Source organism: Streptomyces sp. NPDC052236 (assembly GCF_044548015.1).
Taxonomy (GTDB): Bacteria; Actinomycetota; Actinomycetes; order Streptomycetales; family Streptomycetaceae; genus Streptomyces.
This window is the reverse complement of sequence record NZ_JBIUBL010000003.1, coordinates 1-17,894: the sequence shown is the minus strand read 5'-3', so window position 1 is coordinate 17,894 and position 17,894 is coordinate 1. Positions and strand designations below refer to the sequence as shown.

Here is a 17,894-nt window from a genome sequence, read left to right as displayed (position 1 = left end):
GCCCGGGCGGTGCTTCCCCTGAATGGGGGAACGGCTGCCGTGTTCGCGGCCCCCGGGCCGGACCCGGCCCGGGGGGAGCCGGGTCCGGGTCCGGCCCGGGGTTCTCGACCCCGTGGGTCAGGGCCGAGAGTCCGAAACCACCCCGTCCCGCGCGGCGGACTTCGTGCTCTCCCGCCCGGCCGAGCGCAGCACTCCCGCGCCCAGGACCAGGCCGAACGCCAGTGCCGTCACCAGGCCGAAGGAGACCACCAGGCTCGTCGCGTCGGCCACCGCGCCGATGGCCGAGGGAGCGATCAGGCCCGAGGTGTACATGATCGTGGCGACGCCCGCTATGGCCTGGCTGGGGTTGGGACCGCTGCGTCCGGCCGCCGCGAAGGCGATCGGTACGACCACGGCGACACCGAGCCCGAGGAGCCCGAAGCCTGCTATCGCCACGGCCGGATGCGGAGCCACGACCACCAGCAGGCCGCCGGCCGTCGCCAGCACACCGCTCACGCGCACCGAACGCACGGGGCCGAAGCGGTCCACGACACGGTCGCCCGCGAGCCGGGCCACCGCCATGGTCAGCGCGAAGGCGGTCGTGGACGCGGCGGCGAGGCCGTCCGAGGTGTCCAGCACATCCCGCAGATAGACCGCCGACCAGTCCAGGCTGGCACCCTCCGCGAACACCGCGCAGAGCCCGATCGCGCCGATGGCCAGCGCCGACCTGGGCGGCAGCGCGAACCGCGGCGGCGCTTCGTCGCCGGGGGCGCTGCGCAGATCCAGTACGCCCTGGCAGGCGACCAGCCCGAGGACGGTCAGGGTCACGGCGGCAAGGACGTGGTGCAGCCGGGCGTCGCTGCCCAGATGCGCGGCGAGCGTGCCGCCCGCCGAGCCGATCAGTGCGCCGACGCTCCACATGCCGTGCAGGCTGGACATGATCGAGCGGTCGAGGCGGTTCTCGACCTCGACGCCCAGCGCGTTCATCGCCACGTCCGCTATGCCCGCCGTGGCGCCGAACACGAACAGCGCCGCGCAGAGGGTGAGCAGATTCGGCGCGAACGACGGAAGGGACAGCGCGAGAGTCCAGAGCGCGAGCATGCCGCGCAGCGCGTTGCGCGCGCCGAAGCGGTGGCTGATCGCCCCGGACAGCGGCATCGCCACGGACGCGCCGAGTGCCGGGAAGGCGAGCGCGAGACCGAGCTGTCCCGCGCTCACCGCCGCGTGGTCCTGAATCCAGGGGATACGTGTGGCGAAGCTGCCCGCGACCGCGCCGTGCACACAGAAAACGGCGGCTACGGCATACCGTGCCCGCCGCAATCGGCTCTTCCCGAAGGCCGTGTCGTTCGCCATACCGATGTCCCTCCCCTAAGAATGTAGTCAGGGAGGCAAACTATCAGGGAGCCTTCCTGATAAATAGCGGTTTCTTGATCTGTGAATGTGTGAGGTTCCGGCAATGCCCGCATCCCCCAGTACCGCCCGGGCCATCAATGACCGGCTCGCCCTCCGGCTGCTCCAGCAGGAGGGCCCGTTGACGGCAGGGCAGCTGAAGACCATGACCGGGCTCTCCCGTCCCACCGTCGCGGACCTGGTGGAGCGGCTGCAAGGGTCCGGTCTGATCCAGGTCGTCGGTGAGGCGGGCGCCGAGCGCCGCGGGCCCAATGCCCGGGTGTACGGGATCGTCGCCGACCGCGCACACCTCGCCGCCCTCGACGTACGCACCGAGAGCGTGAGCGTCGTCGTCGCCGATCTGCTCGGCGTCACACTCGCCGAGGCCTCGCTGCCCATCGGCGACGACACCGGCACCGAGCCCGCCGTCGAGCGGGCGGTCGCCCTGCTGGAGCGCACGGCCGCGGAGGCGGGGGTGACCCGGCTGCACAGCGTCGGCATCGGCGCGCCCGGCCTGATCGACCCGGTCACCGGCGAACTGCGCGACACCACCGGCCTGCCCCCCTGGCACCGCAGCCTGGTCGCCGCCCTCCAGGAACGGCTGCCCGCCAGGGTCCTGGTCGAGAACGAGACCAATCTGGCCGCCGTCGCGGAACAGCGTCTCGGCGCGGCGCGCGGCCGCGACACCTTTGTGTACCTGTGGCTCAGCCAGGGCATCGGCGCGGCCCTCTTCCTGGACGGCAGGCTCCGCCGGGGCGCGTCGGGCGGCGCGGGGGAGATCGGCTTCCTGCCGGTGCCCGGCACGGCGGCCCTGCCGTCCTCCGTCGACTGCTCGGGCGGCTTCCACTCGGTGGTCGGCTTCGACGCCATCAGCGTGCTGGGCGCCCAGTACGGCATCGAGGCGGGACGGTCGCCGGAGCCCCCGGCCGTCGCTCTCGTCCGAAAGGCGGTGGCGACCGGGCGGGGCGACTTCCTGGACGCCCTCGCGCACCTCCTCGCCCTCGGCGCGGCGGCGGTCGCGGCCGTCCTCGACCCGGGGTGCGTCGTCCTCGGCGGCGAGGTCGGCCACGCGGGCGGCGCGGAACTGGCCGCACGCGTCGAGGCGCGTCTCGCCGAACTCTCCCCGCTGCGTACGGAGGTGAGGGCGGGCACGCTGGGCGGGGCCGCGGTCCTGAGCGGAGCGCTGCTCACCGCGCGCGAGGCGGCGCAGGACGAGCTCTTCGCGCCGAGCGCCTGAGCTGGGGCTCCGCCCCAGACCCCGCGCCTCAATCGCCGGCGAGGCTGGATTTCGCCTCGGGCCCGTGTCGGGGGCGCTGACCCCGAACCCGCCCCCTGCGCCCTGGCGGGCGTGGGGGCCCCCGCGCCTCAATCGCCGGCGAGGCTTGAGTTGCCGACTCTGTGAGTCAGCCCACAGCCGGCCGCTCATCAGGTCCACGATCAGCCGTGGCACACTGGCCCTGTATCAGCAGCAGCGCACTCCGGGGTCGGTGTAATTCCGAACCGGCGGTTATAGTCCGCGACCCGTCCGCATCCAGTGGCCGGTTGACCAGGTGAAATTCCTGGACCGACGGTGAAAGTCCGGATGGGAGGCAGTGCGCGGCGGGCGACCTTTCCGGTACGCCGGCCGTAGTGGCTGATCGCCGTCATCGGCGATCGGTGTGCTCGGTCCCGGTGTCGCTGTGAATGTGGTGTCCCGCTTCTCTGTCGTCATCGACAGGCCCCGGAGTCCGTGCCCGAAAAGGCAGGAGGACCCGGTGGCCACCACAGCTGGGGGCACCCCCAGGCGAAGCTCTGGGGGAGCAGACGCCATGCGCCGAGCCATCCGGCTCGCCGCGCGCGGACTCGGCTCCACCAGCCCCAACCCGGTCGTCGGGTGCGTCATCCTCGACGCCTCCGGGCAGCCCGTCGGCGCCGGTCACCACCGGCGCGCCGGTGGCCCGCACGCCGAGGTCCACGCCCTGCGCGACGCGGGCGAACGGGCCCGCGGCGGCACGGCGTACGTCACCCTCGAACCCTGCGACCACACCGGCCGCACCGGCCCCTGCGCGCAGGCGCTCATCGCTGCGGGCATCGCCAGGGTCAGCTACGCGGTCGGTGACCCGACCCCCCAGGCCACCGGCGGCGGCGACACCCTGCGCGCCGCCGGAATCCAGGTCGAGCAGGGGCTCCTCGCCGACGAGGCGGAAGCGGGCAACATCGCCTGGCTCACCTCCGTACGCCTCGGCCGTCCCTACGTCCTGTGGAAGTACGCCGCCACGCTCGACGGCCGGATCGCCGCGCGGGACGGCAGCAGCCGCTGGATCAGCTCGCCCGAGTCGCGTGCCGACGTCCACCGGCTGCGCGCCGAGGCCGACGCGGTGATTGTGGGCTCGGGCACGATGCGCGCCGACGACCCGCACCTCGCGGTCCGCGGCATCGAGGGGATGGCGGACGTCACGCAGCCGCTGCGTGTCGTGGTCGACACCGAAGGCACCGCCGTACGGCCCGGCGCCCGCGTCCTCGATGACGCCGCGCCCACGCTGATCGCCATCGCCGACGACGCCAGGACCGAACTGCCCGACGCCGTACGGCTGGTACGGCTGCCCCGCGCGGCCACCGGTCTGGACATCCCCGCGCTGCTCGCCGCGCTCCACGCGCGCGACATCCGCTCCGTCCTCCTCGAAGGCGGCCCCACGCTCGCCGGAGCCTTCGTCGCCGCGGGCGCTGTCGACAAGGTCGTCGGTTATCTCGCCCCCGTACTTCTCGGCGCGGGCCCGGCCGCCCTCGCCGACGCCGGAATCACCACCCTCACCGAAGCGTTGCGGCTCGACGTCACCGAGACCGTACGCATCGGCCCCGATCTGCGTATCACCGCCGTCCCGAACGTCCCGAAGGAGCGCTGAATGTTCACCGGAATTGTCGAAGAACTGGGTGAGGTCACCGCCGTCGAGAATCTCGGCGACGCGTCCCGCTTCCGGCTGCGCGGCGCGCTCGTCACCGAAGGCGCCAAGCACGGCGACTCGATCGCCGTCAACGGCGTCTGCCTCACCGTCGTGGACTTCGGCGACGGCGAGTTCACCGCCGATGTGATGGCCGAGACCCTCAACCGCTCCAGCCTCGGGGCCCTTTCGGCGGGCTCCCGGGTCAACCTGGAGCGGCCCATGGCCGTTGGCGACCGGCTCGGTGGGCACATCGTCCAGGGGCACGTCGACAACGTAGGCACCGTCCTCGACCGCAAAACCTCCGAGAACTGGGAGCTGGTGAAGGTCTCCCTGCCCGCCGACCTCACCCGGTACGTCGTCGAGAAGGGCTCGATCACCGTCGACGGTGTGAGCCTGACCGTGGTCGACGCGGGCCCCGACTACTTCACCATCAGCCTCATCCCCACGACCCTCGCCCTGACCACGCTCGGCATCAAGCAGCCCGGCGACCCGGTCAACCTTGAGGTCGACGTCATCGCCAAGTACGTCGAGCGCCTCCTCGGCGCGCGAGTGGCGGAGCGTGCCGAGTGAGCGCCGTGTCCTGGCTGAACGGAGAAGCCTTCACGGCCTTCGACCAGCACATCATGTGGTCCGACATGATCGGCAACTCCATCGGCCTGGTCGCCCTCGCGCTCGGGTGGCGGCGTTCCATCTGGTCCTGGCCCGCCCAGTTCGCCTCCGGCGTCATCCTCGTCGCGGCGTACGCGTCCGCCCAGCTCGGCGGCGGCGTCGGCAAGCAACTGCTCGTCATCGCCGTCGCCCTGTGGGGCTGGCAGCAGTGGCAGCGCGGCAAGCAGCGGGCCGAGGACGGCGGGGACGGCGCCATCGCCGTCCGCTTCGCCACCTGGCGCGAGCGCGGGCTGCTGGCGGCCGGCGCGGTCGTCGGCACGCTCGCCGTCGCCGGCCTGTTCACCCTCTACCCGTCGCTGTCCTGGAGCCCCTGGGCCGACGCGTACATCTTCGTCGGGACCCTGGTCGCGATGATCGCCCAGGCCCGCGGCCTGGTGGAGTTCTGGTTCGCCTGGCTGCTCGTCGACCTCGTCGGCGTGCCGCTGGCCTTCAACAGTGGCCTGGCCTTCTCCGGTCTGGTCTACATCGTCTACTTCGCGCTCGTCCTGTGGGGCCTGCGCGACTGGTGGTTGCGCACCCGCGCCGCCCGCCCGGTTCTGGAAGGAGCGGCAGCATGACGTCCCTACCCACCTGGTACAGCCAGGACAATATCGAGGACCTCGCCCTCGACCCCATCGAGCAGGCCATCCGCGACATCGCCGCGGGACGGCCCGTCGTGGTCGTGGACGACGAGGACCGCGAGAACGAGGGCGACCTCGTCATCGCCGCCGAGAAGGCCACACCCGAGATCATCGCCTTCATGATGAGCGAGTGCCGCGGCCTGATCTGCGCCCCCATGGAGGGCGAGGAACTGGAGCGGCTCGAACTCCCGCAGATGGTCCAGCGCAACACCGAGTCGATGCGGACGGCCTTCACCGTCTCCGTCGACGCGGGCCCGGCGTACGGCGTGACCACCGGCATCTCCGCGGCCGACCGCGCCACCACCCTCCAGCTCCTGGCGAGCGGCACGGCCGAGGCCACCGACTTCGTACGCCCCGGCCATGTCTTCCCGCTCCGCGCCAAGCCCGGCGGGGTGCTGGTCCGCAACGGCCACACCGAGGCCGCCGTCGATCTCGCCCGGCTCGCGGGCCTGCGCCCGGCCGGCGCGATCGTGGAGATCGCGGGCGAGGACGGGGTGATGCTGCGGCTGCCCGAACTGATCCCGTTCGCCCGCAAGCACGGCCTGACGATCATCTCCATCGAGGACCTGGTCGCCTACCGCCGCAGCTCCGAGCCGACCGTCAAGCGCGAGGCCGAGGTCAACCTCCCCACCGCCTTCGGCCAGTTCACCGCTTACGGCTACCGCTCCACGGTCGACGGCATCGAACATGTCGCGCTCGTCCACGGCGACCTCGGCGACGGCGAGGACGTGCTCGTACGCGTCCACTCCGAATGCCTGACCGGCGACGTCTTCCACTCGCTGCGCTGTGACTGCGGCCCGCAGCTCCAGGCGTCCATGGAGCACATCACCCGCGCGGGCCGCGGCGTGGTCGTCTATCTGCGCGGCCACGAGGGCCGCGGCATCGGCCTGCTGTCCAAGCTGCGCGCGTACGAACTCCAGGAGCGGGGCCGCGACACCCTCGACGCCAACCTCGAACTCGGCCTGCCCGCCGACGCCCGCGACTACGCGGCAGGCGCGCAGATCCTCCAGGACCTCGGGGTGCACGGCGTGCGGCTGATGACCAACAACCCCGACAAGATCGCCGCGCTCGTACGCCACGGCATCACGGTCCACGGCCGCGAGTCCATGCCCGTCCACGCGGGCGAGCACAATCTGCGGTATCTGCGCACGAAGCGGGACCGGATGGGACACGACCTGCCCACGCTGGACGCTCCCGCGCAGGCTGTCCCGCGCAGCGCCGACGAGGCCCTGACCGCCACGTCCGCCTGCGCCAACCAGTAGCGCACTCCCCGAACAAGCCAGAACACGAACAAGCCAGAACACGAACAAGGAGAAACATGAGCGGCAAGGGCGCCCCCGAACTGTCCGTACGCAACTGCGGCGACCTGCGGGTGGCGGTGATCGCGGCCCAGTGGCACGAGAAGGTCATGGACGGCCTCGTCAACGGCGCCCTGCGCGCCCTGAGCGACCTGGGCATCGACGAGCCGACGCTGCTGCGCGTCCCCGGCAGCTTCGAGCTGCCGGTGGTCGCCAAGGTGCTCGCGGACCGCGGCTACGACGCGGTCGTCGCGCTCGGCGTCGTCATCCGCGGTGGCACGCCGCACTTCGAATATGTGTGCCAAGGCGTCACTCAGGGCCTCACCCAGGTCTCCATCGCCACCGGCGTCCCGATCGGTTTCGGGGTGCTGACCTGCGACACCGAGGAGCAGGCGCTGGACCGGGCCGGCCTCGACGGATCGAGCGAGGACAAGGGGCACGAGGCGGTCACCGCGGCCGTCGCCACCGCCACCACGCTGCGCACCGTCAGCGAACCCTGGCGCTGAGCAGCGGCGGCGCACCCCTTACTCTTGGGACCATCATGGCGAACAAAACCTTTGAAGAACTCTTCGCCGAGCTGCGGCTCAAGGCGGAGACCGGTGACCCGGCCACCTCCCGCACCGCCGAGCTGGTCGGCCAGGGAGTGCATGCCATCGGCAAGAAGGTCGTCGAGGAGGCCGCCGAGGTGTGGATGGCCGCCGAGTACGAGGGCAAGGAAGCCGCCGCCGAGGAGATCTCGCAGCTGCTGTACCACGTCCAGGTGATGATGGTCACCCTCGGCATCTCCCCGGACGACGTCTACGCCCACCTCTGAGCCCACCGCTCCATCCCGTACGTACGAACAAAGGATCCCCGCCCCATGCTGCGCATCGCCGTCCCCAACAAGGGTTCACTGTCCGGACCTGCGTCGGCGATGCTCCATGAGGCCGGCTACCAGCAGCGCAAGGACTCCAAGGAGCTCGTTCTCGTAGATCCCGAGAACGAGGTCGAGTTCTTCTATCTGCGGCCCCGCGACATCGCGATCTACGTCAGCTCCGGCAAGCTCGACATCGGCATCACCGGCCGCGATCTGCTGCTGGACTCCGGCGCGAACGCCGAGGAGATCCTCCAGCTCGGCTTCGCCCGCTCCACCTTCCGCTACGCCACCAAGCCCGGCACGGCGGCCGACGTCGTGGGCTTCGGCGGCATGACGATCGCCACCTCCTACGAGGGCATCGTCGCCAAGCACCTCGCCGACCAGGGCATCGACGCCTCCGTCGTCCACCTCGACGGCGCGGTCGAGACCGCCATCGAGCTCGGTGTCGCCCAGGTCATCGCCGATGTCGTGGAGACCGGCACCAGCCTGCGCAACGCGGGCCTGGAAGTCATCGGTGAGCCGATCCTCACCTCCGAGGCGGTCGTCGTCCGGCGCACCGGCGCAGACCCCGACGAGCCCAAGGTGCAGCAGTTCCTGCGCCGCCTCCAGGGCGTCCTGGTCGCCCGCAGCTACGTGATGATGGACTACGACTGCCGGGTCGAGCACCTGGAGCAGGCCGTCGCCCTCACCCCGGGCCTGGAATCCCCGACCATCTCGCCGCTGCACCACGAGGGCTGGGTCGCCGTACGCTCCATGGTCGCGGCCAAGGAAGCGCAGCGGATCATGGACGATCTGTACGAGCTCGGGGCGCGGGCGATCCTCACCACGGCCATCCACGCCTGCCGCCTCTGAAGGACGCCGCACACGATGCCTGCCCAGCCTGTCCCGTCTGCCCCCGCGCCCGGTCTCCCCGCGCTCCCGGTCACCTTCAGGCCGACCCGTACCCGGATCGTCCTGCTGACGGTGGGCACGGTGATGTTCGCCGTGATCACCGTCGTCGCGCTGCTGCTGGAGAAACTGAGCCCGGCGGAGCGCAGCAGCTTCATCTTCACCGCCCTGGTCTTCCTCGCCGTGCTGACGCTGCTGAGCAGGCCCAAGGTCGTCGCCGACGAGGACGGCGTCACCGTTGTCAACATCACCCGTACGCGCCGACTGGCGTGGGCCGAGATCCTTCGGGTGAACCTCCGCCCCGGTGACCCCTGGGTCTTCCTCGACCTCAGCGACGGCACCAGCCTGCCCGTACTGGGCATCCAGCCCGGCGTCGCCAAGGCACGCGCGATCAGCGACGCGCGCGCCCTGCGGGCCCTCGCCGAGAGGCGCGGCACCGGTCCCGACGAGGACTGAGAGGCCGGCGGGGCCCGGGACCGGAAAACCGGCCGAAAAAGATTACTCTGGTGGGCGGCGACGCCAAGCGCGTCCCGTCCCGCACGAACGCGGCCACTCCCCGGCCCGCGGGGCACCCTGCGACCCGAGGAGTGACTCCCTCCAGCAATGGACGGATCATCCGGTAGTACCTGCGCCGCCACCTCCCAGGAGGCGGCGGCATGATCGTCTCTCTGCTGCTGCTCGCCGCGGCATTCCTTCTGATCCTCGCCAACGGCTTCTTCGTGGCGGCCGAGTTCGGCCTCGTCACGGTGGAGCGGCCCGATGCCGAGCGCGCCGCCGCCGAGGGCGACCGCCGCGCCCGGCGTGTCGTCACCGCGCTGCGGGAACTCTCCTTCCAGCTCTCCGGCACCCAGCTCGGCATCACCATCACCTCCCTCATCGTGGGCATGCTCGCCGAACCGGCGCTCGCCGGGCTGCTGGACGGGCCGCTGACCGCGACCGGGCTGCCCGAAGGGGCGGTCTCCGGAGTTGCGGTGATCACCGGCATGCTGTTCGCCTCCGCCGTCCAGATGGTGATCGGCGAGCTCGTACCCAAGAACTGGGCGATCTCCCGGCCCTTGCAGGTCGCGCGCTTCGTCGCCGGCCCGCAGCACGTCTTCTCGACCGTCTTCCGCCCGGTGATCACCCTGCTCAACGCCGTCGCCAACCGTCTCGTACGGCTGTTCGGCGTCGAACCGGCCGATGAGCTGGCGTCCGCCCGTACCCGCGGCGAACTGCTCTCACTGGCCCGCCACTCGGCCCTGGCGGGCACGTTGGAGCAGGACACCGCGGACCTGTTCGTACGTACGCTCTCGCTCGGCCATCTCACCGCGCAGCATGTGATGACCCCGCGCGTGAAGGTCTCCACCCTGCGCAGCGACGCCACCGCCGCCGACGTACTCAACCTCACCCGCGCGACCGGTCTTTCGCGCTTCCCCGTCTACCGGGAGCGCATTGACGAGATCGTCGGGATGGCGCATCTGAAGGACGCGCTCGCGGTTCCGGCCGACGAGCGCTCCCGCACCCGGGTCGACCGGGTCGCCGTGGCGCCGCTGCTGGTGCCCGAGACGCTGCCCGTGCAGCAGCTGCTGGAGCGGCTGCGCAAGGAGCAGCCCATCGCGGTGGTGGTCGACGAGTACGGCGGCACCGCCGGAGTCGTCACCCTTGAGGACATCATCGAGGAACTCGTCGGCGAGGTCCGCGACGAGCACGACGCCGAGGCCGACGCCCATCCCGAACTCGCCCCCGCGCCGGCGGAGGACGGCAACCCCGCGTGGGACGCGGACGGCAGCTGCCGGGTTCTCACCCTGCGGCGGATAGGCCTCGATGTGCCCGACGGTCCGTACGAGACGGTGGCGGGGCTCGTCGCCGATCTGCTGGGGCGCATTCCCGCCGCAGGCGACCGGGCCGAGCTGCCCGGGTGGCGGCTCTCGGTGCGGCAGGTGGACCGGTACCGGGCGGAGCGGGTGCGCCTGGTGCGCACCGCCGATGTTTCCACTGCGGTGCCGACCGATATCCCGACCGATATCCCGACCGATATCCCGGCCGCTGTGCCGGCCGTGACGGAGGCCGTGCGATGAGCGTTCTCCAACTCCTCTTCGCGCTGCTGCTGGTGCTCGCGAACGGGTTCTTCGTCGGAGCCGAGTTCGCCCTCGTCTCCGTACGCCGCAGCCAGGTCGAACCGCTGGCCGCCGAAGGCTCCTCGCGGGCCAGGCAGGTGCTCCACGGACTGGAGAACCTGCCGCAGATGATGGCCGCCGCGCAGTTCGGCATCACCATCTGCTCGCTGACCCTCGGCGCGGTGGCCGAACCGACCGTCGCGCGGCTGCTGGAGCCCGTCTTCCACGCCGCCCATGTGCCCGAGGGGCTGATCCATCCCCTCGGCTATGTCATCGCCCTGGCTGTCGTCATCTTCCTGCACCTGGTGATCGGCGAAATGGTGCCGAAGAACCTGGCGATGGCCGCCCCCGAGAAGACCGCGCTCTGGCTCAGCCCCGGCCTGGTCGGCTTCGCCCGGCTGTGCCGCCCGGTCACGGCCGGTCTTGGCGCCTGTGCCCGGCTGGTGCTGCGGGCCTTCGGCGTGGAGCCGAAGGACGAGGTGGAGGCCGTCTTCACCAGCGAACAGCTCAACCGCCTGGTCGAGGACTCGGGCCAGGCGGGACTGCTCGACCCCGCGGAGCAGGAGCGGCTCGAGGACGCGCTGGAACTGGGCAGCCGCCCGGTGACGGATGTGCTGATCGCCCGCTCCGCCCTGGTGACGGTCCCCCCGTCGGTCACCCCTCGCCAGGTCGAGGAGCTGACCGTCTCCACCGGCTACTCCCGTTTCCCTGTTTGCGCGGAGGGCGAAGGGCCGTTCATGGGCTACCTCCACGTCAAGGACGTGCTGGATCTGGAGGATCGCGAACGGGCGGTGCCCCAGCAGATCTGGCGGCCCATGGCGACCATGCGCGGGGAGCTTCCGCTGGACGACGCCCTGACGGTGATGCGGCGCGCGGCCACCCACCTCGCCCAGGTCGCGGATGCGTCCGGCCGGGTGCTGGGGCTGGTCGCGATGGAGGACGTGCTGGAGCTGCTCGTCGGCGAGGTACGCGACCCGTCCCACCGGGTGGAGGTGCCCCGGGTGCCCCAGAGCGCGCCGGACTCCGCGCTGGTCGGCTAGGACGCCCTCCTATCCGCTAGGGCTCCGCCCCAGACCCTGTACCGCCTTCGGCGGTGTCCTCAATCGCCGGACGGGCTTGATTTGCCGGGCCACCGGCAACTCAAGCCCCGCCGGCGATTGAGGCGCGGGGTTCGGGGGCAGCGCCCCGACACGGGCCCGAGGCCTACAGCAGCGGCGGCTCCTGCGGGCCGCGGTCCACCGGACCGCGGCCCGACAGGACCTCCCCGTACGCCTGCATCAGGTCCGGCAGCCGCAGCGTCGCGAGATCCTCGCGGGTCGGCGTGCCCGGATACCCGGACAGCCGCAGATCCCGGTAGGCGCAGCTCTTCTCGTACAGCGTGCGCAGAAAGCGGCCGTTGCCGAGCTCGTCGATCCAGCCCTGGTCGACCACATGCCCGCTGATGGAACACAGCTCCTCGCGCGCCTCGTCGTCCCACACATCGCCGTTCTCGGCGGCAAGCACCCCGCCGATCGCGGTCAGTTCGAGAGGGCGGTACGAGGGGAAGTCGACCCGCGTGGTGAAGCGGGAGGACAGCCCGGGGTTGGCGGCGAGCAGCCGGTCCATGCCCTCGGGGTAGCCCGCCAGGATGACCACCAGATGGTCGCGGTTGTCCTCGGCGCGCTTGAGGAGCACCTGAAGGGCTTCGTCGCCGTACGCGTCGCCCTTGGAGTAGCCGGAGTTCGACAGGCTGTACGCCTCGTCCACGAACAGCACCCCGCCGATCGCCGAGTCGATCAGCTCATTGGCCTTCACCGCCGTCTGGCCCAGGAACTCGCCCACCAGATCCGACCGTTGGGCCTCCACCAGATGGTCGCCGCCGAGCAGACCCAGCGCGTAGAAGACCCGCCCCAGAATGCGGGCGACGGTGGTCTTGCCCGTACCGGAGGGTCCCGAGAAGACGAAGTGGCGTTTCGGCGGCTGCACCGGCAGCCCCTTGCCCGCCCGCAGCCGCGCCATTTCCAACTGCGCCGACAGGGCCTTGACCTGCCGCTTCACCGGCTCCAGGCCCACCATGCGCTCAAGCTCCGCGAGCGCCTCGGCGAGCAGCGCCGCATCGGTGGGGCCCGCCGGGAACGGCGGCGGCGAGGGCGGCTGCACCGGCACGACCGCCTGGTGCCGTATGCCGTCGGGCCCCACCGCACCGCCCGGCAGCTGCGTCTGCGCATCGCCGCCGAGCCGCGACTCGGCCGCGAGGGGACTGTCCCCTTCGGTCTGTCCGTCCACGGCGTCCTGCCCGAAACCGGCCAGGGACACGGCCGCGAGACCGGCCGGATCGCCGTACGAGTCGACGCCGTCGTATCCGTCGTGTCCATCGATGGTCATGCCGAGGCCGTCGAAGCCGTCAATGCCGTCGTACTCCGCTATGGCCGCCAGGCGCGCCGAGGTGTCCATGAACGCCGGATCGATGCGGTGCACCGCGCGGTACAGCGGCATGGCGGCGGCACTGCGGCCGGTGCCCTCGTGCGCCCGCGCCAGCCAGTACCGCAGCTCCTTGCGCTGCGGCTGCTCGCTGCGGCAGCGCATCAGGGCGGCGGAGAGAAACGGCTGGGCCTGCCCGTACATCTCCAGCCGTACCCGGGCCATACCGCCGAAGAGCCCCGCCTCGATGCCGAGCATCGGATCGTTGACCAGGGGTTCGGTATGGCGTACGAGCTGCTCCCAGTCCTTGACCAGGTAGGCCCGGCAGGCGTGCAGGAAGCGCACCTGCGGGTCGGTGTCGACCGGTGGCAGCCCGGCGAGTGCCCGGTCCAGCTCCGCCACATGGCGGCCGTCGAGCCAGTGCGAGGCGTGCGCGAGCAGCAGATCGCGCGGGCTCTCCAGCACCGGCTGGACCCACCAGCCCAGCCAGTACCAGGAGTTGAGGGTGCGGCGATGGCGGGCGCGCTGCTCGCCGAAGCGCTCGCGGCTGCGGTACATGCGCAGCAGTGCCGTCGTGGTGTCGACGCGCAGCGCGTGCAGGCCGAGCCAGCCGTCGGCCATCCCGGGGTCACACCGGACGGCCTCCCGGAACTCCTCCTCCGCCTGCGGATACGCGCCCATGGTGTAGGCGTCCACGCCGCGCAGCCAGGCGAGCTCGGCCGGGGCCGGTATGCCCTGCGCGCCGCCGTGGTCCAAAGGGCCCGCCATATCCCCCCACAAACCGTGCACCTGTGATGTCCCGACGGGCTGGCGCCCGTCGGCAGCGTAATCGAACGACCTTGGCGTGGACGGGTTTTGACCCCACCGAGAGGCATCGTACCTGCGCAGAGGGTGTGCGACTAAGGGCATGACAAGCACCCGGCGACAGTGACCCAGGGTGAGCGAGAACGGGAGGGTCGCACCGGGGGAGGACGCGAAAGGGCAGAACGAAGCCCCCGATCACGGGGGAACAACCGGGGGCTTCGCGTCTGCGGCAGCTTCGGAAAGCCGCACATTGAGAACGTAAGACCTGTACGCCCCCTCGGTCAAGAAGAGTTGAGCCACTCTTGCGGCAGATTTCCGACTGCTCAGTATGGTGGGGAAAGGGTGTTACTTTCCGTGATGGAATGGTTCGCTCGTGCTGTCGCAGAAGGTGCCTGGAGCCACTCGTACCCCTCCTGACACTCCCGTACCAACGCATCGGCGAACGGACGTGACGGGTCGGCCAAGAAATGGCGTGTCTCCGCCACCGTCCAGTCGTCCCAGAAGGCGGTGAGCGCGGTTCCGTCCCGGCTCCGGCCCCGCCGCCAGGACTCTTCGGCGCTGCGCTCCATCCACAGCAGCCTCGCCAGAAACGGGCGCAACCCCCGTCGCCCGGCTCCCACGCCCTCCAGGAGGACGACCTGCGCCGGTTGCAGGGCGCGCGGAGGGCCGAAACGGCGCGCGGTCCAGTCGTACGCGGCGTAGTGCGCCGTCTCTCCGCGCGAGAGCGGGGCGATCACCTGGGTCAGCATCCGGTCCGTCCACGCGAAGAACTCCTGGTGGGTCGCCAGATCGTCGAGATGCAGCACCGGTACGCCGTCGCCGAGCGCCGCCGCCAGTCGGGCGGCGAAGGTGCTCTTCCCCGAGCCCGCGTGGCCGTCGATCGCGATCAGCCGCACCGGCCCGCAGGAAGGCGCGATCGCGCGGAGCGCCGACGCGTGCCGGCCGAGGTCGTCCATCCCCTCAGCCTAGGTCCCGCCCCAGGTCACTCCACTGGACCAGACCAATATTGGTGCGGCGACGCCCTCCGAAGTGCTGGCAGAACTCATCCCCTACCCGGGATAGTTGGCGCCCACTGTCGCGTACCTCACTCTGGGGGTTCCATGGCCAGAAATACTTCACGCCGAACTGTCCTGACCGCCGCGATCGCGACGGCGGCAGGCGCGGGGGCGCTGTCCTCCGCGGTCGCCCCGGCGAGCGCGACGACCGGCCGCGCCGTCGTCACCCGCCGCGCCCCGACGGTCGACAACCGCTTCTGGACCTCGTACACCGACTGGCGCTGCGGCGCCGCGGACGGCACTCGCGCCATCGCCGGACGGCGCACCGGACTGGTCATCGCCGCCCCCGTGGGCAGCACCGACTACACCGACCCGCACACCGGCACCACCGCGAGCTGGGAGTACGCCACCTGGACCTCGCCCGTGCACCACTCGGCGGTACCCGCCACCGAGGTCGTCCCCTCCTGGAACGCGCACACGCCGACGGGCACCTGGATCCAGGTCGAGCTGCGCGGCAGCTACTCCGACGCCGCCGAGACCCCCTGGTTCGTGATGGGCCGCTGGGCGGCGGGCGACGGCGACATCCTGCGTACCTCCGTCGACGACCAGAGCGACGGAAAGGCCACGATCTGGACCGACACCTTCGCGGTGGACGACGCCGCGAGCGGGCTGCGGCTCAACTCGTACCAGCTGCGGCTGACCCTTCACCGCAAGCCCGGCACCGCGCTCACGCCCACCGTGTGGCGGCTCGGCGCGATGGCCTCCGACGTCCCCGACCGGTTCACCGTCCCCGCCTCCGCGCCCGGTCTCGCCCGCGAGCTGCCCGTGCCGCGCTACTCGCAGAACACCCACATCGGCCAGTACCCGGAGTACGACAACGGCGGCGAGGCCTGGTGCAGCCCCACCTCCTCGCAGATGATCATCGAGTACTGGGGGCGGCGGCCCACCGCCGCGGACCTGGCCTGGGTGAACCCCGCCTTCGCCGACCCGCAGGTCTGCCACGCGGCCCGCCACACCTTCGACCACCAGTACGACGGCTGCGGCAACTGGCCCTTCAACGCCGCCTACGCCGCCACGTACCCGGACATGAGCGCCGTCGTCACCCGGCTCTCCTCGCTCACCGAGCTGGAGACCCTGATCCGGTCGGGAATTCCGGCCATCACCTCGCAGTCCTTCCGCAAGGAGGAGCTGACCGGCGCGGGCTACGGCACCGCCGGGCATCTGATGACCGTGATCGGCTTCACCGCCGACGGCGATGTGATCGCCAACGACCCCGCGTCGCCGAGCAACGACGCCGTACGCCGCGTCTACAAGCGCGCCGAGTGGGAGACGATCTGGCTCCGCACCAAGCGCTACAACGCCGGCGGCAAAGTGGTCTCAGGCACCGGCGGCATCTGCTACCTCTACTGGCCCGCCCGCCCCACCGCCGCCCAGCGCCGGGCGCTGGCGGCCGTCGGCATCCGCTGACCACACCCCGGCCGAGCTCGCGTCCGGTTTCTGGTGACGGAGCCCCGCTGATCGGGCATACTCAACGCGCCACAGCCGCCGTCGAACTCCTTCCGTGACCCGGAAGAGCAGCATCGGCCTGGCAGCAAGCCAGCCCGGCGGTGCGCCCACCCTTCGCGCGCCCGCCGCAGCGCCCGACAGGGAGGAGAGCGCCGTAATGCCCGACCGCGCCCCGCAGCCGGTGGAACGCCACCTGCCCACTGAGGAAGCCAGGGATCTCATCGCCCTGGTACGCGACATCGCCCAGCGGGAGATCGTTCCCCGGGCGGCAGAGGAGGAGGAGTCCGGGCACTTCCCGCGCGAGATCTTCTCGCTGCTGTCCGAGTCCGGACTGCTCGGCCTGCCGTACGACTCCGAGTACGGCGGCGGAGACCAGCCGTACGAGGTCTACCTCCAGGTCCTCGAAGAACTCGCCGCCGCCCGGCTCACCGTAGGCCTCGGCGTCAGCGTCCACTCCCTGGCCTGCCACGCGCTCGCCGGCTACGGCACCAAGGAGCAGCAGAGCCATCATCTGCCCGCCATGCTCGGCGGCGGCCTGCTCGGCGCGTACTGCCTCTCCGAGCCCTCCTCGGGCTCGGACGCGGCATCGCTGCGCACCAAGGCCGTACGGGACGCGGACACGGGCGACTGGGTCATCACCGGAACGAAGGCGTGGATCACGCACGGCGGAATCGCCGACTTCTACACCGTCCTGGCCCGCACCGGGGGAGAGGGCGCCCGGGGCATCACGGCCTTCCTGGTCCCGGGCGACGCGGCGGGCCTGAGCGCCGCCGCCCCCGAGAAGAAGATGGGCATGAAGGGCTCGCCGACCGCCCAGCTCCACTTCGACGGCGTACGGGTCCCCGACGCCCGCCGCATCGGCGACGAGGGCCAGGGCTTCGCGATCGCGCTCTCCGCGCTCGACTCCGGCCGCCTCGGCATCGCCGCCTGCGCCGTGGGCCTGGCCCAGGCCGCCCTGGACGAGGCGCTCGCGTACGCCACCGGGCGGCGCCAATTCGGCCGCCCCATCGCGGACTTCCAGGGGATGCGGTTCATGTTCGCGGACATGGCGACCCGGATCGAGGCGGGCCGCGCGCTCTACCTCGCCGCCGCCAGGCTGCGCGACGCGGGGCAGCCGTTCTCCCGGCAGGCCGCCATGGCCAAGCTGTTCTGCACGGACGCGGCGATGAGCGTCACCACCGACGCGGTCCAGGTGCTCGGCGGCTACGGCTACACCCAGGACTTCCCGGTCGAGCGCTATATGCGCGAGGCCAAGGTGCTCCAGATCGTCGAGGGCACCAATCAGATCCAGCGCATGGTCATCGCCCGCCATCTGGCCGGGCCCGAGACGCGCTGACACGGACGGGACACGGCCGAAAAACCGGCCGGCGCCGCGGCCCCCCCCCCACCCGGGGGGGCGGCCGGGGGGGTTTAGGCCGAAGGGGGGGGGCCGCGGGGCGCCCCCGAACCCCGGGCGCGCAAGGGGCCCCCCCC

The 17,894-nt window shown here is 71.5% G+C and carries 16 protein-coding genes and 1 riboswitch; of the genes, 13 read left to right on the top strand and 3 right to left on the bottom strand.

Translation table 11 applies throughout. The annotated features are described in order from the left end of the window. Positions 1–117: 117 nt before the first annotated feature. Positions 118–1,332 (bottom strand): MFS transporter, encoded by a 1,215-nt coding sequence (locus ACIHCQ_RS06970; RefSeq protein WP_399658697.1) that lies wholly within the window; start codon positions 1,330–1,332, stop codon positions 118–120. A gap of 103 nt (positions 1,333–1,435) precedes the next feature. Between ACIHCQ_RS06970 and ACIHCQ_RS06965 the strand changes: the two genes are divergently transcribed. The 11 genes from ACIHCQ_RS06965 to ACIHCQ_RS06915 all read left to right on the top strand — a co-directional run bounded on the left by ACIHCQ_RS06965 (position 1,436) and on the right by ACIHCQ_RS06915 (position 11,756). Beyond that, the gene (locus tag ACIHCQ_RS06965) at positions 1,436–2,605 is read left to right on the top strand and encodes an ROK family transcriptional regulator (protein ID WP_399658695.1); all 1,170 of its coding nucleotides are present in this window, start codon (positions 1,436–1,438) and stop codon (positions 2,603–2,605) included. 232 nt (positions 2,606–2,837) lie between these two features. After that, positions 2,838–2,968, top strand: a riboswitch (FMN riboswitch). 208 nt (positions 2,969–3,176) lie between these two features. Then, positions 3,177–4,250 (top strand): bifunctional diaminohydroxyphosphoribosylaminopyrimidine deaminase/5-amino-6-(5-phosphoribosylamino)uracil reductase RibD, encoded by a 1,074-nt coding sequence (gene ribD, locus ACIHCQ_RS06960; protein ID WP_399658693.1) that lies wholly within the window; start codon positions 3,177–3,179, stop codon positions 4,248–4,250. After that, positions 4,251–4,859 carry a riboflavin synthase gene (locus ACIHCQ_RS06955; protein ID WP_399658692.1) on the top strand — a complete coding sequence of 203 codons (609 nt, stop codon included), beginning with the start codon at positions 4,251–4,253 and terminating at the stop codon, positions 4,857–4,859. Beyond that, positions 4,856–5,515 carry a nicotinamide riboside transporter PnuC gene (locus ACIHCQ_RS06950; protein ID WP_399658691.1) on the top strand — a complete coding sequence of 220 codons (660 nt, stop codon included), beginning with the start codon at positions 4,856–4,858 and terminating at the stop codon, positions 5,513–5,515. Before ACIHCQ_RS06955 ends, ACIHCQ_RS06950 begins: the two co-directional genes overlap by 4 nt. Beyond that, positions 5,512–6,840 carry a bifunctional 3,4-dihydroxy-2-butanone-4-phosphate synthase/GTP cyclohydrolase II gene (locus ACIHCQ_RS06945; protein ID WP_399658689.1) on the top strand — a complete coding sequence of 443 codons (1,329 nt, stop codon included), beginning with the start codon at positions 5,512–5,514 and terminating at the stop codon, positions 6,838–6,840. Before ACIHCQ_RS06950 ends, ACIHCQ_RS06945 begins: the two co-directional genes overlap by 4 nt. Before the next feature lie 56 nt (positions 6,841–6,896). Further along, a complete protein-coding gene (gene ribH, locus ACIHCQ_RS06940; RefSeq protein ID WP_399658688.1) occupies positions 6,897–7,382 on the top strand; it encodes a 6,7-dimethyl-8-ribityllumazine synthase in 486 nt (161 codons plus the stop codon). A gap of 35 nt (positions 7,383–7,417) precedes the next feature. Next, entirely contained in the window at positions 7,418–7,690 is a 273-nt protein-coding gene (locus ACIHCQ_RS06935; protein WP_399658687.1) for a phosphoribosyl-ATP diphosphatase, read from the top strand. A 45-nt stretch (positions 7,691–7,735) separates the two neighbouring features. Continuing rightward, entirely contained in the window at positions 7,736–8,584 is an 849-nt protein-coding gene (gene hisG, locus ACIHCQ_RS06930; protein WP_399658686.1) for an ATP phosphoribosyltransferase, read from the top strand. 15 nt (positions 8,585–8,599) lie between these two features. Then, positions 8,600–9,076 carry a PH domain-containing protein gene (locus ACIHCQ_RS06925; protein ID WP_399658684.1) on the top strand — a complete coding sequence of 159 codons (477 nt, stop codon included), beginning with the start codon at positions 8,600–8,602 and terminating at the stop codon, positions 9,074–9,076. Between the two features lie 200 nt (positions 9,077–9,276). After that, the gene (locus tag ACIHCQ_RS06920; RefSeq protein ID WP_399658682.1) at positions 9,277–10,677 is read left to right on the top strand and encodes a hemolysin family protein; all 1,401 of its coding nucleotides are present in this window, start codon (positions 9,277–9,279) and stop codon (positions 10,675–10,677) included. Continuing rightward, positions 10,674–11,756 carry a hemolysin family protein gene (locus ACIHCQ_RS06915; protein WP_399658681.1) on the top strand — a complete coding sequence of 361 codons (1,083 nt, stop codon included), beginning with the start codon at positions 10,674–10,676 and terminating at the stop codon, positions 11,754–11,756. The genes ACIHCQ_RS06920 and ACIHCQ_RS06915 overlap by 4 nt, the downstream gene beginning before the upstream one ends. Positions 11,757–11,919: 163 nt before the next feature. On the opposite strand, the gene ACIHCQ_RS06910 is transcribed toward ACIHCQ_RS06915, so the two are convergent. Then, positions 11,920–13,884, bottom strand: coding sequence for an AAA family ATPase (locus tag ACIHCQ_RS06910; protein WP_399658679.1), 1,965 nt, complete (start codon positions 13,882–13,884; stop codon positions 11,920–11,922). A gap of 359 nt (positions 13,885–14,243) precedes the next feature. Next, complete coding sequence (locus ACIHCQ_RS06905; protein ID WP_399658678.1) at positions 14,244–14,876, bottom strand: uridine kinase; 633 nt, start codon at positions 14,874–14,876, stop codon at positions 14,244–14,246. Positions 14,877–15,020: 144 nt separating this feature from the next. Between ACIHCQ_RS06905 and ACIHCQ_RS06900 the strand changes: the two genes are divergently transcribed. Both ACIHCQ_RS06900 and ACIHCQ_RS06895 read left to right on the top strand, forming a co-directional pair. Next, a complete protein-coding gene (locus tag ACIHCQ_RS06900; protein WP_399658677.1) occupies positions 15,021–16,382 on the top strand; it encodes a peptidase C39 family protein in 1,362 nt (453 codons plus the stop codon). Positions 16,383–16,578: 196 nt separating this feature from the next. Next, positions 16,579–17,757 carry an acyl-CoA dehydrogenase family protein gene (locus tag ACIHCQ_RS06895; protein ID WP_399658676.1) on the top strand — a complete coding sequence of 393 codons (1,179 nt, stop codon included), beginning with the start codon at positions 16,579–16,581 and terminating at the stop codon, positions 17,755–17,757. Positions 17,758–17,894: the final 137 nt, after the last annotated feature.

Coding starts and splice junctions, on each gene's coding strand:
- ACIHCQ_RS06970 (WP_399658697.1), bottom strand. CDS start 1,332: ATGGCGAACGACACGGCCTTCGGGAAGAGCCGATTGCGGCGGGCACGG.
- ACIHCQ_RS06965 (WP_399658695.1), top strand. CDS start 1,436: ATGCCCGCATCCCCCAGTACCGCCCGGGCCATCAATGACCGGCTCGCC.
- ribD (WP_399658693.1), top strand. CDS start 3,177: ATGCGCCGAGCCATCCGGCTCGCCGCGCGCGGACTCGGCTCCACCAGC.
- ACIHCQ_RS06955 (WP_399658692.1), top strand. CDS start 4,251: ATGTTCACCGGAATTGTCGAAGAACTGGGTGAGGTCACCGCCGTCGAG.
- ACIHCQ_RS06945 (WP_399658689.1), top strand. CDS start 5,512: ATGACGTCCCTACCCACCTGGTACAGCCAGGACAATATCGAGGACCTC.
- ribH (WP_399658688.1), top strand. CDS start 6,897: ATGAGCGGCAAGGGCGCCCCCGAACTGTCCGTACGCAACTGCGGCGAC.
- ACIHCQ_RS06935 (WP_399658687.1), top strand. CDS start 7,418: ATGGCGAACAAAACCTTTGAAGAACTCTTCGCCGAGCTGCGGCTCAAG.
- hisG (WP_399658686.1), top strand. CDS start 7,736: ATGCTGCGCATCGCCGTCCCCAACAAGGGTTCACTGTCCGGACCTGCG.
- ACIHCQ_RS06925 (WP_399658684.1), top strand. CDS start 8,600: ATGCCTGCCCAGCCTGTCCCGTCTGCCCCCGCGCCCGGTCTCCCCGCG.
- ACIHCQ_RS06920 (WP_399658682.1), top strand. CDS start 9,277: ATGATCGTCTCTCTGCTGCTGCTCGCCGCGGCATTCCTTCTGATCCTC.
- ACIHCQ_RS06915 (WP_399658681.1), top strand. CDS start 10,674: ATGAGCGTTCTCCAACTCCTCTTCGCGCTGCTGCTGGTGCTCGCGAAC.
- ACIHCQ_RS06910 (WP_399658679.1), bottom strand. CDS start 13,884: ATGGCGGGCCCTTTGGACCACGGCGGCGCGCAGGGCATACCGGCCCCG.
- ACIHCQ_RS06905 (WP_399658678.1), bottom strand. CDS start 14,876: ATGGACGACCTCGGCCGGCACGCGTCGGCGCTCCGCGCGATCGCGCCT.
- ACIHCQ_RS06900 (WP_399658677.1), top strand. CDS start 15,021: ATGGCCAGAAATACTTCACGCCGAACTGTCCTGACCGCCGCGATCGCG.
- ACIHCQ_RS06895 (WP_399658676.1), top strand. CDS start 16,579: ATGCCCGACCGCGCCCCGCAGCCGGTGGAACGCCACCTGCCCACTGAG.